Source organism: Serratia sp. JSRIV006, from assembly GCF_019968685.1.
Lineage (GTDB): Bacteria > Pseudomonadota > Gammaproteobacteria > Enterobacterales > Enterobacteriaceae > Chania > Chania fonticola_B.
On the sequence record NZ_CP074137.1, the window covers coordinates 1389915 to 1402841 of the forward strand.

The 12927-nt window shown below is 53.7% G+C and carries 11 protein-coding genes; 6 read left to right on the forward strand and 5 right to left on the reverse strand.

Annotated features, from left to right (window positions below):
- Nucleotides 1-52 precede the first annotated feature (52 nt).
- Nucleotides 53-406: a hypothetical protein gene (locus tag KGP16_RS06275; protein WP_094981218.1), complete on the reverse strand. Its 354-nt coding sequence runs from the start codon at nucleotides 404-406 to the stop codon at nucleotides 53-55.
- Between the two features lie 379 nt (nucleotides 407-785).
- On the opposite strand from KGP16_RS06275, the gene KGP16_RS06280 reads away from it, so the two are divergent.
- Genes KGP16_RS06280 through KGP16_RS06290 form a run of 3 tightly spaced genes read left to right on the forward strand, consistent with a single transcriptional unit; the run spans nucleotide 786 to nucleotide 3239 of the window.
- Nucleotides 786-1478 carry a metal ABC transporter ATP-binding protein gene (locus KGP16_RS06280; RefSeq protein ID WP_094981217.1) on the forward strand — a complete coding sequence of 231 codons (693 nt, stop codon included), beginning with the start codon at nucleotides 786-788 and terminating at the stop codon, nucleotides 1476-1478.
- On the forward strand, nucleotides 1478-2335 hold the full coding sequence (locus KGP16_RS06285) for a metal ABC transporter permease (protein WP_094981189.1): 858 nt from the start codon (nucleotides 1478-1480) through the stop codon (nucleotides 2333-2335). Before KGP16_RS06280 ends, KGP16_RS06285 begins: the two co-directional genes overlap by 1 nt.
- A gap of 25 nt (nucleotides 2336-2360) precedes the next feature.
- The gene (locus tag KGP16_RS06290; protein WP_059200029.1) at nucleotides 2361-3239 is read left to right on the forward strand and encodes a metal ABC transporter solute-binding protein, Zn/Mn family; all 879 of its coding nucleotides are present in this window, start codon (nucleotides 2361-2363) and stop codon (nucleotides 3237-3239) included.
- A 107-nt stretch (nucleotides 3240-3346) separates the two neighbouring features.
- Here the strand turns inward: KGP16_RS06290 and ykgO are convergent, their stop codons facing one another.
- The 4 genes from ykgO to sdeX form a co-directional block, all read right to left on the reverse strand.
- On the reverse strand, nucleotides 3347-3487 hold the full coding sequence (ykgO, locus tag KGP16_RS06295; protein ID WP_021805462.1) for a type B 50S ribosomal protein L36: 141 nt from the start codon (nucleotides 3485-3487) through the stop codon (nucleotides 3347-3349).
- Nucleotides 3488-3499: 12 nt separating this feature from the next.
- On the reverse strand, nucleotides 3500-3757 hold the full coding sequence (locus KGP16_RS06300) for a type B 50S ribosomal protein L31 (protein WP_021180135.1): 258 nt from the start codon (nucleotides 3755-3757) through the stop codon (nucleotides 3500-3502).
- A gap of 158 nt (nucleotides 3758-3915) precedes the next feature.
- On the reverse strand, nucleotides 3916-7062 hold the full coding sequence (gene acrB / locus KGP16_RS06305; protein ID WP_094981187.1) for a multidrug efflux RND transporter permease subunit AcrB: 3147 nt from the start codon (nucleotides 7060-7062) through the stop codon (nucleotides 3916-3918).
- A 17-nt stretch (nucleotides 7063-7079) separates the two neighbouring features.
- Entirely contained in the window at nucleotides 7080-8261 is a 1182-nt protein-coding gene (sdeX, locus tag KGP16_RS06310) for a multidrug efflux RND transporter periplasmic adaptor subunit SdeX (RefSeq protein WP_021180133.1), read from the reverse strand.
- 142 nt (nucleotides 8262-8403) lie between these two features.
- Between sdeX and acrR the strand changes: the two genes are divergently transcribed.
- The 3 genes from acrR to mscK all read left to right on the forward strand — a co-directional run bounded on the left by acrR (nucleotide 8404) and on the right by mscK (nucleotide 12916).
- Nucleotides 8404-9051 (forward strand): multidrug efflux transporter transcriptional repressor AcrR, encoded by a 648-nt coding sequence (gene acrR / locus KGP16_RS06315; RefSeq protein ID WP_021180132.1) that lies wholly within the window; start codon nucleotides 8404-8406, stop codon nucleotides 9049-9051.
- A 21-nt stretch (nucleotides 9052-9072) separates the two neighbouring features.
- On the forward strand, nucleotides 9073-9426 hold the full coding sequence (locus tag KGP16_RS06320; protein WP_021805459.1) for a DsrE/DsrF/TusD sulfur relay family protein: 354 nt from the start codon (nucleotides 9073-9075) through the stop codon (nucleotides 9424-9426).
- 97 nt (nucleotides 9427-9523) lie between these two features.
- Nucleotides 9524-12916: a mechanosensitive channel MscK gene (gene mscK / locus KGP16_RS06325; protein WP_223500980.1), complete on the forward strand. Its 3393-nt coding sequence runs from the start codon at nucleotides 9524-9526 to the stop codon at nucleotides 12914-12916.
- Nucleotides 12917-12927: the final 11 nt, after the last annotated feature.

Sequence of the window (12927 nt, forward strand, 5' to 3'; positions counted from 1 at the left end):
ATATTAAATATAAATCATTTTTTGCCATTTAGCCTGTTACTATTACCGAAACTTACAATTCGTCAGCGGTTGATGGCCGTGAGTTGTCGATAACCTCAAACACCAAACCCTTTTCCGTCACGGTAAAAGTGACAGAATCATTTATGTATTCGTCACCACTGATATCCAGGCATGCGTTAAAAATCGACCACTGATAGCGGTAACTCATTGAATACTCGCTATTACCGATGCAGTTAATCTCAATAATTTCTAATGAGCCTTCCACATAGCGTGCATTCTCGGAGTAAAAGCTTAGCCCACTGGTGAGCGCCGGTACCAAGTCAGATAATTGATTATCGACCACTTTCCTTAATTGTTTCACAGAAAGTGTGTCTACTTCGGAACAACGGCTTAGCGTTACTAGCATTTGGATATCTGGTTGTATCACATTCTATGCCTCTATCTTACTCCTTTTCCAGCCTTGATGGGCAAACTTTTCACTGATTAACGCTTTTTTACCCAGCTTTGAGATTTTTACCGCTCGATAGTTCTGCCGCTCACTCAGCAGCATCGGCTCGATAACCTGGAAATGTTACGTTCCGTTGCATTATTGGCACTTGAACGACTTGAGGATCTCTAGATTGTGTGATGTTATATTATTACATTTGTGTCATCTTTTTGGCGATAACCATGCTGCCTTTCCTTCCCGTTACCCTGTTTACCTCAGCCGCAGTCTTGCGCTGCGGAGCCGTTAGCGTATTGCTGACCTTACTATGGCTAGCCATTACGTGGGCGGTTGCGCTGCCATGATAACGCTACAAAATGCCATCGTGGGTTATGACCACGTTCCTCTGTTTCCGCCGTTATGCGGTCGTTTTGCCGCCGGTTCATTAACGGCGGTGATTGGCGTTAACGGCGCCGGTAAATCTACGTTGATGAAGTCGTTGGCCGGGTTGCACCCGCTGCTGGGCGGCAAGCTACATTTTGCGGGCGGGAAGGCTCCGGCGAAGGCCTATTTGCCACAACTGGCGGAGCTGGATCGTCAATTTCCTATTCTGGTTCAGGATTTGGTCGCTATGGGCTGCTGGCCACAAAGCGGTCTGTTTGGCGGTGTGAATAAACGCTCCATGCAGCTTATTGCTGGCGCGTTAGACACCGTGGGCATGAGTTCCATGGCGCGTGAGGCGGTGGGGGAGTTATCCGGTGGGCAGCTGCAACGCGTACTATTTGCCCGTTTACTGGTCCAGCAAGCGCCACTGATTTTACTGGATGAGCCCTTCACCGGCATCGATGCGGCAACCACTCAACTGTTGCTGCAGGTCATTGCGCAGTTACACCGGCAGGGAAGAACGGTGATTGCCGTATTGCACGATATGTCTACCGTAGCCAACCATTTCCCCGAAGCGTTGTTGCTCACCCCTGAACTCTGCCATTGGGATAACGCCGAGCGCGTGTTAGCGCATTATTCGACGGCGGCTAATCAGAGGGGGGTAGCGTAATGACGCTACTCCATCTGTTGCTCGATCCTTTTATCTCTTTCGGTTTTATGCGCCGGGCATTGGTTGCCTGCCTGGCAATATCGCTGAGCGCTGCACCACTAGGCGTGTTTTTATTGCTGCGCCGGATGAGCCTGGTGGGTGATGCGCTTTCCCATGCGGTATTACCCGGTGCAGCAATCGGCTATCTGATTTCTGGCATGTCACTGGTAGCCATGGGCGTAGGGGGATTTATTGCCGGGTTGGCCGTAGCCATGTTGTCCGGGCTGGTGAGCCGCAAAACCCCGTTAAAAGAGGACGCCAGCTTTGCGGGTTTCTATCTGGGGTCGCTGGCGTTGGGCGTCACGTTGGTCTCTTTACGCGGCTCGAGCGTTGATCTGCTGCACGTACTGTTTGGCTCGATCCTGGCGGTGGATGCGCAGGCGTTGGTTATGGTAGGCATTATCGCCAGTATTTCGTTGATGATGCTGGCAGTGCTGTATCGGGCTCTGGTGATTGAATCCTTTGACAGCACTTTTTTACGCGTCAGTGCACCAGGCTCGCTGGCGTGGATCCACGGGCTTTTTCTCGCTTTGGTGGTGATCAACCTGGTGGCCGGTTTTCAAATCCTTGGCACCCTGATGTCGGTAGGTCTGATGATGCTACCGGCGACCTGCGCCCGGTTTTGGGCGCGAGATTTACCGCAGACATTAGCCGTGGCTATGGGGATTGGGCTGCTCGCTAGCCTGGTTGGTCTGGAGTGGTCCTACTACGCTTCATTGCCCGCAGGCCCGGCGATTGTCCTCAGTGCCAGCGTGATGTTTTTAATGTCGATTTTGTTTGGGACGCGTGGCGGGATGTTGCGCCGTGCGCGTCATTGAGAAGTGCTATCTGCAAGGAGAAAACATGAAATCTTTACCCATAACGCTGGTGGCAGCTGCTCTGCTCGCCAGCCCGTTAGCGCAGGCAAAAACCGTTGAGGCCGTGGCCAGCTTTTCTATTCTTGGCGATATCGTCAAACAGGTGGGGGGTGAACATGTAAAGGTCAGCACGCTGGTTGGCCCTGATGGCGATCCGCACAGTTTTGAGCCATCGCCGCAAGACAGCAAGCAGCTGGCGCAGGCCGATGTGGTGTTTGTCAGCGGATTGGGGCTTGAAGGTTGGATCGATCGGTTGGTGAAGGCTTCCGGTTATCAGGGGCCGGTGATCACCGCATCCAAAGGGATCGAGTCGCGCAGCATGGAAGAAGAGGGCAAACAGGTCACCGATCCACACGCCTGGAACAGCATGAACAATGGCGTGCAGTATGCGACCAACGTGATGCATGCGCTGATCGCTGCGGATCCTGAAGATGCCGCCTATTTCCGCCAACGTGGTGGTGAATATATTCAACAGCTTCAGCAGCTCGATGGTTGGGCCAAAGCACAGTTCGCAGCGGTGCCACAGCAAAAGCGCAAGGTGCTGACCAGCCATGATGCTTTCGGCTATTTTGGCCAAGAATACGGCGTCACTTTCCTTGCCCCGGTCGGTTTTTCTACCGAGGCTGAAGCCAGCGCCAGCGATGTCGCCGGGTTGATCAAGCAGATCAGGCAGGAAAAAGTCCAAGCCTATTTTATTGAGAACCAAACGGATCCGCGCTTGGTACAGCAGATCGCGGCGGCAACGGGGGCGAAAGCGGGAGGTGAGTTGTATCCTGAAGCACTATCCAAACCGCAAGGCCCGGCAGCCAGCTATGTGCAGGCATTCAAACACAACGTCGAGGCCATTGTTGGCAGCATGAAGTAAATTTTCCTCCCACCGCATGCGGTGGGTTTTTCCTTTGCAGTGGCATTTGGCAATAAAAAAGCCCCGTTGAGCAGCAACGGGGCTTTGGTTACCAGTGACACTTTGGCTTAACGCTTCTTCTTACGTCCCTGTACCGCTTTATAACGCGGGTTGGACTTACAAATCACAAAGACGCGGCCATGACGGCGCACAACTTTGCAATCCGGATGGCGACCCTTCGCCGAACGCAGTGAACTCAATACTTGCATCATCAACCCCGATTATTTTCTGCTGTTAACCAAATGGCCAAACCGCTGCTGGAAGCGCGCGGTGCTGCCTTCTTTTGAGAACTCTTTCTGCTTGCCGGTGTAGTACGGATGCGAAGCGGAAGAGACATCTATGGTGACGTAGGGCCAGCTTTTACCTTCAAGCTCGATAGTGCGATCGGTTTTGATGGTCGACCCCACCTTGAAGTAGGTATCGGCGCTAAGATCGTGAAATACCACGGTGCGGTAGTCTGGATGGATGCCTGCCTTCATGATGACCTCAATTGTTATGTTATACTATAACAATTATTATGCACCTCTCTGGGATCGGGATCAACCTCAAAATTGCGTGGATCAGCGTTGGGTCTATTGGCTAACTAGCAGGCATAAAAAAGGCCGCTTGCGCGGCCTTGGTTGTCAGTAGGAAAGCATCAGTGATGCTTAACCGGATGGGCGTGTTCCATATCTTCAGTCTTTTTACTGAAGCGGCGGCGAACCACCACGAAGAACACCGGTACGAAGAAGATTGCCAAGACGGTAGCTGTCACCATCCCGCCCATTACGCCGGTACCTACCGCGTTCTGAGCGCCGGAGCCTGCGCCGCTGCTGATAACCAGCGGCATAACCCCGAGGATAAAGGCCAGTGACGTCATCAGGATTGGACGCAGACGCATACGTACCGCTTCCAACGTTGATTCGATCAGCCCTTTACCTTCTTTATCCATCAGGTCCTTGGCGAATTCCACGATCAATATCGCGTTCTTCGCCGACAACCCAATGGTTGTCAACAAGCCTACCTGGAAGTAAACGTCATTTTCCAGCCCGCGCATGGTCGCGGCCAACAGAGCACCGATGACGCCCAGTGGCACAACCAACATAACGGAGAACGGAATCGACCAGCTCTCATACAGAGCGGCCAGACACAGGAACACCACGATCAGTGAGATGGCGTACAGTGACGGAGCCTGGTTACCGGACAGACGTTCCTGATAGGACATACCGGTCCAGTCATAGCCGACGCCGTTTGGCAGTTTCGCCGCCAGTTGTTCCATCATGTCCATCGCTTCACCGGTACTCTTACCCGGGGCAGCCTGGCCAAGGATTTCCATTGATGGCAGACCGTTGTAGCGTTCCAGACGCGGTGAACCGAACTCCCATTTCGCCGTGGAGAAGGCGGAGAACGGAACCATCTGCCCGGTGCTACCTCGCACATACCAGTTATTGATATCATCAGGCAGCATACGGAACGGAGCATCAGCCTGCACGTACACTTTCTTCACACGACCGCGGTCGATAAAGTCGTTCACATACGAGCCGCCCAGTGCGGTGCCGAGAGTCGTATTAATATCGCTCAGGGAAACACCCAGCGTTTGTGCTTTTTCCTGATCGACGATCAGTTTGAACTGAGGCGTATCTTCCAAGCCGTTCGGGCGTACGCCGACCAGCAAATCAGGATGTTCTGCCGCCATGCCCAACAGCTGGTTACGTGCTGCGGTCAGTTTTTCGTGACCCAGGTTAGCCTGATCGATCAACTGGAAGTCGAAGCCGGTCGCCGTCCCCAGTTCCACAATCGCTGGCAGGTTAAAGGCAAATACCAAGCCGTCTTTAATCTGCGAGAAAGCTCCCATTGCACGGGCAGCAATTGCCGGCACCTTGTTCTCTTCACCTTTACGCTCAGACCAGTCTTTCAGGCTGACAAACGCCAAACCGGTGTTCTGACCCTGGCCGCTGAAGCCGAAGCCATTAACGGTGAACACCGAGTTAATGTTGTTACCTTCTTTCTCGTGGTAGTAGCGGTTAACTTCGTCCAGGACTTTCTGGGTACGTTCCTGAGTGGCACCCGCTGGCATTTGTACCATGGTCAGCAGGATGCCCTGGTCTTCGTCCGGCAGGAACGAGGAAGGCAAGCGCATGAACAGCACCGCCATACCAACCACGATCAGCAGGTAGATCACCAGATAACGCCCGGTGCTACGCAAAATGTTCGCTACGCTATCGGTATAGTGGTGGGTGCTCTTCTCAAACAGGCGGTTGAACCAGCCGAAGAAGCCGGTCTTGATGCCGTGATCGCCTTTCGGGATCGGTTTGAGCATGGTGGCACACAGCGCAGGCGTCAGGATCAACGCCACCAATACCGACAGCACCATGGCGGAAACGATGGTGATCGAGAACTGGCGATAGATTGCCCCGGTTGACCCACCGAAGAAGGCCATCGGGATAAATACCGCTGACAGCACCATGGCGATACCCACCAATGCGCCCTGGATCTGTTCCATCGATTTCTTGGTGGCTTCTTTTGGCGGCAGGCCTTCTTCAGCCATGACACGCTCGACGTTTTCTACCACCACGATGGCGTCATCCACCAGCAGGCCTATCGCCAACACCATGCCGAACATCGTCAGGGTGTTTATCGAGAAGCCAAACATTGCCAGGATGGCGAACGTCCCTAGCAATACTACCGGTACGGCGATCGTTGGGATCAGCGTAGCGCGGAAGTTCTGCAGGAACAGATACATCACCAGGAACACCAGGATGATCGCTTCAATCAGGGTTTTTACCACTTCGTTAATGGAAATCTTAACGAATGGGGTGGTGTCATAAGGGTAAACAACTTTCAGACTTGCAGGGAAGAACGGTTCCAGTTTGGCCAGTTCTGCCTTCACTTCTGACGCCGTGTTCAGGGCGTTGGCACCGGTTGCCAGCTTGATACCGATACCGGCAGCAGGCTTACCGTTATAACGGGCAATGACGTTGTAGCTCTCACCGCCCAGTTCAACCTTGGCCACATCACTCAGGCGTACCTGCGAGCCGTCCGGGTTGACTTTCAGCTGGATCTTGCTGAATTCTTCCGGTGAGGTCAGGCGGGTTTGCGCGATGATCGAGGCGTTCAGCTGTTGGCCTTTCACCGGTGGAGTCCCACCGAGCTGGCCTGCAGCAACCTGGTTGTTCTGAACCTTGATCGCAGCGATAACATCGCCCGGGGTCAGTTGGTAGTTGTTCAGTTTGTTGGGATCAAGCCAGATACGCATCGCGTACTGGGCACCGAACAGTTGAACGTCACCCACACCAGAGGTACGGCTGATAGGATCCTTGATGTTGGAACCTACATAGTCCGCGATATCCTCCTGCGTCATGCTACCGTCTTCGGAAATAAAGCCCGCTACCATCAGGAAGCTGCTGCTTGATTTCTCAACGCTAACGCCCTGTTGCTGTACTTCCTGCGGCAGCAGCGGCATTGCCAGCTGCAGCTTGTTCTGTACCTGTACCTGAGCGATATCAGGGTCAGTACCAGAGTTGAAGGTCAACGTAATCTGGACGTTACCGGACGAGTCACTGTTGGAGGACATGTACAGCAGGTTATCGATACCGTTCATATTCTGTTCGATAACCTGCGTTACGGTATCCTGCACCGTTTTGGCGTCAGCGCCCGGGTAGTTGGCGGAGATCGTGACTGCTGGTGGCGCAATGGTCGGATATTGCGCGATAGGCAGCTTCATGATCGACAAGATGCCCGCCAACATAATGATGATGGCGATTACCCATGCAAATATGGGGCGATCTATAAAGAACTTAGCCATGTATTACCGGCTCCTTTTTATGACTTCTTCTCGGGTTCAGACGCAGTCTGTGGCTTGCTATCAACTTCTTGCGCTTTCACCTGAACGCCAGGTCTGATTTTCTGCAGGCCAGAAACAATGACGCGATCGCCCGGTTTCAAACCAGCCGTCACCAACCACTTGTCGCCAATCGCCTGCGCGGCGGTCAGCGTACGTACTTCCACTTTATCGTCCGCACCGACAACCATCGCGGTAGCTTCGCCACGCGGGTTACGGGTCACGCCCTGTTGCGGAACCAGCAAGGCATCGGTACGCACGCCTTCGTCCAGACGGGCGCGCACGAACATACCTGGCAGCAAGGCATCGTTCGGGTTAGGGAAGATGGCACGAATAGTGATGGAACCGGTGGTTTCATCAACGGTCACGTCGGAGAATTCAAGCGTTCCTTCTTGCGCATAGGCCTGGCCGTTTTCCAGCAGCAGTTTCACTTTGGCCTTGCCGTTTTCCTGTTTCAGGGTGCCGTTAGCCAATTCCTGTTTCAGGCGCAGATAGTCGTTGCTTGACTGGGTCACGTCGACATACATCGGATCCAGTTGTTGCACGGTAGCCAGCGCATTGGCCTGACCGGAAGTCACCAGCGCCCCTTCGGTTACCGATGAAAGGCCGATACGACCAGAGATTGGGGAAGTCACTTTGGTGTAAGCCAGGTTGATACGCGCGGTTTCCACTGCGGCCTTGGCAGCGATCACGGAAGCGTTAGCCTGCAGCAGTGTGGAGTTGGCATTATCGAAGTCTTGCTTACTGATGTAGCTAGTACCCAGTAAAGGCTTGTAACGGTTGACCGTCAGACGCGCGATTTCTGCCGCGGCCTGGGCTTTGGCCAGGTCGCCTTTGGCACTGTCATAAGCGGCTTGATAGGTCGCTGGATCGATTTGATACAGTGAAACACCCGCCTTGATGTCGCTGCCTTCAGTAAAGTTGCGTTTCAGGATGATGCCACTAACCTGAGGGCGAACTTCGGCGATGCGGTATGCTGCGGTACGGCCAGGAAGATCGGTAGTAATATTGAGAGGTTCAGCCTTCAGCGTCACCACACCCACGGCAGGAGCCTGGTGTTGGGCCTGTTGCTGGGTTTCTTTATCGTTACATCCTGTAAGCACTAAGCTGCCTGAAAGCATCAGAACTGCCGCCAGAGGCGTTAACCCTCTGTTTTTGTTCATAGAAAAACCTCAAGTGTCCGATTTCAAATTGATCAATGGATCACAAGCTTTAAAACCCATTGCTGCGTTAATTTTATCTGCGTGCTATGGTACATACATTCGCGAATGTATGTAAATCACACCGCCCCTAAAAAACAACATCATGGCACGAAAAACCAAACAGCAGGCGCAAGAAACACGACAACAGATCCTCGACGCCGCAGTGAGGGAATTCTCCGAGCGTGGCGTTTCGGCAACCTCTTTGACTGATATCGCAACCGCTGCCGGGGTTACGCGTGGTGCAATTTACTGGCACTTCAAGAACAAGGTAGACCTGTTTAATGAAGTTTGGGAGCTCTCAGAGTCGAAAATAGGCGATCTGGAGATAGAGTATCAGGCAAAGTATCCCGATAATCCACTGCGTATTTTAAGAGAGATTCTGATTTATATTCTGACCGCTACGGTCGATGACTGTCGGCGCCGGGCATTGATGGAGATCGTGTTCCATAAATGCGAATTTATTGGCGAAATGATGCCGTTACATGACGCTCGCAAGGTGCTTTACCTTGAAGGCTATGATCGTATCGAACGCGTTTTACGCAACAGTATGGATCACGGGCAACTCCCTGCCGATCTGCATACCCGCCGGGCCGCAATCATCCTGCGTGCTTACATCACCGGCCTGATGGAGAACTGGCTGTTTATGCCGGAAAGCTTTGATCTCAAAGCCGAGGCGAGTATCTTGGTCGACAGCTTCCTAGAAATGGCGCAGCTTAGCCCTTCCCTACGTGTGAACGCGCCAGCCCGGTAGACCTCGATAAGGAGAATCCCAATGTCATCTCTGTTACTGATTGCCAACGGTGCGGCTTATGGCCAGGAATCGTTGTTCAATGCGCTACGTCTGGCGATCACCCTGAAAGAACAGCAGCCCAAGCTGCAGTTAAAACTATTTCTGATGTCCGATGCGGTCGTGGCGGGCATTGCCGGGCAGCAGCCGCGTGAAGGTTATCATTTGCAGCAGATGCTGGAAATTCTGACGGCGCAGCAGGTACCGGTCAAACTCTGTAAAACCTGTGCCGATGCCCGTGGCGTCAGCCAACTGAAGCTGGCCGATGGCGTAGAAATTGGCACGCTGGTGGAATTGGCCCAGTGGACGCTGGCGGCAGAGAAAGTGCTGACTTTCTGAGTCCCAGGCGATTCATGTCCTGCAATGCTTTTCTTATTCATCGCCGACCTGCGATCGTGATAACCTTGACGCTTGATGGTTAAACCGACGCTAAATCATGAGTCGCAGGCGTATTCTCCCCGTAGTACAAACTGTTTCCCTGTCTTACGCTGCGGGCCAATTCCGCATTATTACGCTATGGTTTTTGTTGTTGGCGGCGCTGGTTCTGCCTTTGGGCGCGTTCGCGGCACAAAGCGGCGACCTCCCTGCGCGCAGTGACATTCAGAGCCAGATAGAGGCGCTGAACAAACAGAAAAACCTGACGCCGGTCGAAAAGCTCTCTCTACAGGACTTAAATCGCACGCTGGAACTGCTTGACGGCATCGATCGTATCAAGCAAGAGGTCAATCAGCTTAAACAGCAGGTTCAGCAGGCCCCGGCCAAGTTACAACAGGTCACACGGGATCTGGAGTCGCTGAAAAATCCGGCTGATGAAGCGGTGACGCGAGCCGAACTGCTACCGCTTTCCCTGCGTCAGTTGGAAAGCCGCCTGTATCAGACGTTGGACGAACTGCAGGACACCCAGGAAAGCCTCTCCACCTACAACAGCCAGCTTATCTCACTGCAGACCCAGCCAGAGCGCGTACAGAGCAGTATGTACACGGCTTCCCAACGCCTGCAGGAAATCCGTAACCTGCTAAGCGATCGTGCACCGGGGCAGCAGGTATTACGCAGCACCCAGCAGGTCATGCTCAATACGGAGCAGGTGTTGCTCAATGCTGAGATAGACCTGCAACGCAGAAGCCTGGATGCCAACACAACGTTACAAGACCTGCTCCAGAAGCAGCGTGATTACACCACCATGAACATCGATGCCCTGGATCACCGAGTGCAGGTGTTGCAGGATGTGGTAAACAGCAAACGGCTGACGCTGTCGGAAAAAACGGCGAAAGAGGCGCAGAATCCGGAGGATACCAGCGATATCCAGAGCGACAAACTGGTGAGCAAAGAGCTGAACATCAACCGGCAAATCAGCCAGCGGCTGATCACCGCCACGCAAGAAAGTAATACCCTGTTCCAGCAAAATATTCAGGTGAAAAACTGGCTCGATCGCGGCCTGCAATCGGAACAAAACCTGAAAGAGCAGATCCAGGTGCTGAAGGGCAGCCTGGTGTTATCGCGCATTCTTTATCAGCAGCAGCAAAACCTGCCGCCGGGCACATTGGTGGCGGACATGAGCACCCAGATCGCGGATTTACGGCTGGAGCAGTTTGAGATCAACCAGCAGCGCGATGAGCTGTTCAAGGGCGATGACTTCATCAATAAGCTGGTGGCGGACAGTAAGGAAAAGGCCAACGGCGACGTGCTTGACGCGTTGAATGAAATTGTCGATATGCGCCGTGAGCTGCTCGATCAACTGAATAAACAGCTCAATAACCAACTGTCGTTGGCCATCAACCTGCAGATTAATCAGCAGCAACTGACCAGCGTCTATAGCTCGGTACAGGACACGCTGACCCAGCAGATTTTCTGGGTTAACAGCAACAAGCCTATCGATTTCGCTTGGCTCAAGGGGCTGCCTGGCGCGGTGAAAGAACAGCTGGCCGGGCTGGATTTTAAATTCGAACCCGGACAGTTGATGTTGGGCGGACTGCATGCCCTGGTGTTCCTGATCCCGTTGCTGGTAGTGATTGGCCTACTGCGCTGGCGCTACCGCCTGATTGACAGGCATCTGCAAAAGCTGGCCAATGATGTCGGCCAGCTAAAGCGCGATAGCCAACTGCATACGCCGAAAGCCATTCTGCTCACCTTATTAAAGGTGTTACCGGGCTCTTTACTGTTGCTCGGTGCCGGGTTCTGGTTCTATCGGGCCGATTTCAGCATCAGCGATTTTATCTGGGCCTTGTCACAACAGCTGGCGTTATTCTGGTTGGTGTTTGGCTTCACTTTCCGCATGCTGGCCCCGGGAGGTATTTCGCAGCGGCATTTTAATATCCCGGCCGATCGCTGTGCGCACTATCGCCGCCAGACCTTCAGGTTGGGACTTGCCCTGTTACCACTGATCTTCTGGTCAGTGCTGGGCGAAAAAGCCCCGCTGAGATTGGTCGAAGATGTTATTGGCCAGGTGGTGGTGATCCTGACATTGGCGCTATTATCGGTGTTGGTGTTCCCTATCTGCCGCGACCATTGGCGTGAAAAAGACTCCCATAAAGTGCGGTTGCTGATGGTCACTGCGCTGGCTGCCACACCGGTGATCCTGCTAGGGCTGATGTTTGCCGGTTACTTCTATACCACGTTACGTTTGGCTGGCCGTTGGATCGATAGCCTCTATCTGTACTTCCTGTGGAATATCGTTTATCTGGCAGCGATCCGTGGCCTGAGCGTGGCCGCTCGTCGGTTGGCCTATCGCCGTGCCCTTGCGCGCCGCCAAAACCAGGCCAAAGAGAAAGAGGGGGCCGAAGGTAACGAGCCGGTAGAGGAACCCCCACTGGCGCTGGATCAAATCAACCAGCAGTCGCTGCGTTTGACCACCATGGTGCTGTTTCTGATCTTCGCCAGTGCGTTTTATGCGATATGGTCGGATCTGGTCACGGTGATCTCCTACCTCGACAGCGTTACCCTATGGCATTACTCCAGCAACGTGGCGGGCAGTGTGATACCGCAGGCGGTAACGTTGGGCAATATGATGGTGGCCGTCCTGGCGGTGATCGTCGCTTACGTCATGACGCGTAACCTGCCGGGGTTGCTGGAAGTGTTGGTGTTATCCCGCCTGCAGTTGCGGCAGGGGGCGTCTTACGCCATCACCACCATTCTGACCTATCTGATCACGGCGGTAGGGACCATCACTGCGTTAGGATCGCTGGGCGTCTCTTGGGACAAGCTCCAGTGGCTGGTGGCGGCGCTGTCGGTAGGTTTGGGCTTCGGTTTACAGGAAATCTTTGCCAACTTCGTTTCCGGCCTGATCATTCTGTTTGAACGCCCGGTGCGGATCGGCGATACCATCACCATCGGCACGTACTCCGGGACGGTCAGCAAGATCCGGATTCGCGCTACCACCATTACGGACTTTGACCGTAAAGAAGTGATCATTCCTAACAAAGCGTTTGTCACCGAGCGGCTGATTAACTGGTCACTGTCAGACACCATTACCCGCGTGCTGATTAAAGTGGGAGTGGCCTATGGCTCCGATCTGGACAAGGTCAAGGCGGTGCTGTTGCAGGCGGCGCATGAAAACCCGCGCGTGATGACGGATCCTGAGCCGATGGTGTTTTTCCTCAACTTTGGTGCCAGCACGCTGGATCATGAGCTGCGGTTGTACGTGCGTGAGCTGCGCGATCGCAGCTATACCGTGGATGAACTGAACCGGGCGATTGACCGCCTATGCCGTGAGAACGACATTAATATCGCCTTCAACCAGTTGGAAGTGTACCTGCATAACCAGCAGGGCAACGAAGTGCAGGAGGTCAAGCGGGCGCAGGTTCCAGGCATCGGTGATCACCCTGCGGTGTAGGAACCTGATGA

Bases quoted from the DNA above. Each gene is read 5' to 3' on its own strand.
- KGP16_RS06275 (WP_094981218.1), bottom strand. From the start codon at position 406: ATGCTAGTAACGCTAAGCCGTTGTTCCGAAGTAGACACACTTTCTGTG.
- KGP16_RS06280 (WP_094981217.1), top strand. From the start codon at position 786: ATGATAACGCTACAAAATGCCATCGTGGGTTATGACCACGTTCCTCTG.
- KGP16_RS06285 (WP_094981189.1), top strand. From the start codon at position 1,478: ATGACGCTACTCCATCTGTTGCTCGATCCTTTTATCTCTTTCGGTTTT.
- KGP16_RS06290 (WP_059200029.1), top strand. From the start codon at position 2,361: ATGAAATCTTTACCCATAACGCTGGTGGCAGCTGCTCTGCTCGCCAGC.
- ykgO (WP_021805462.1), bottom strand. From the start codon at position 3,487: ATGCAAGTATTGAGTTCACTGCGTTCGGCGAAGGGTCGCCATCCGGAT.
- KGP16_RS06300 (WP_021180135.1), bottom strand. From the start codon at position 3,757: ATGAAGGCAGGCATCCATCCAGACTACCGCACCGTGGTATTTCACGAT.
- acrB (WP_094981187.1), bottom strand. From the start codon at position 7,062: ATGGCTAAGTTCTTTATAGATCGCCCCATATTTGCATGGGTAATCGCC.
- sdeX (WP_021180133.1), bottom strand. From the start codon at position 8,261: ATGAACAAAAACAGAGGGTTAACGCCTCTGGCGGCAGTTCTGATGCTT.
- acrR (WP_021180132.1), top strand. From the start codon at position 8,404: ATGGCACGAAAAACCAAACAGCAGGCGCAAGAAACACGACAACAGATC.
- KGP16_RS06320 (WP_021805459.1), top strand. From the start codon at position 9,073: ATGTCATCTCTGTTACTGATTGCCAACGGTGCGGCTTATGGCCAGGAA.
- mscK (WP_223500980.1), top strand. From the start codon at position 9,524: ATGAGTCGCAGGCGTATTCTCCCCGTAGTACAAACTGTTTCCCTGTCT.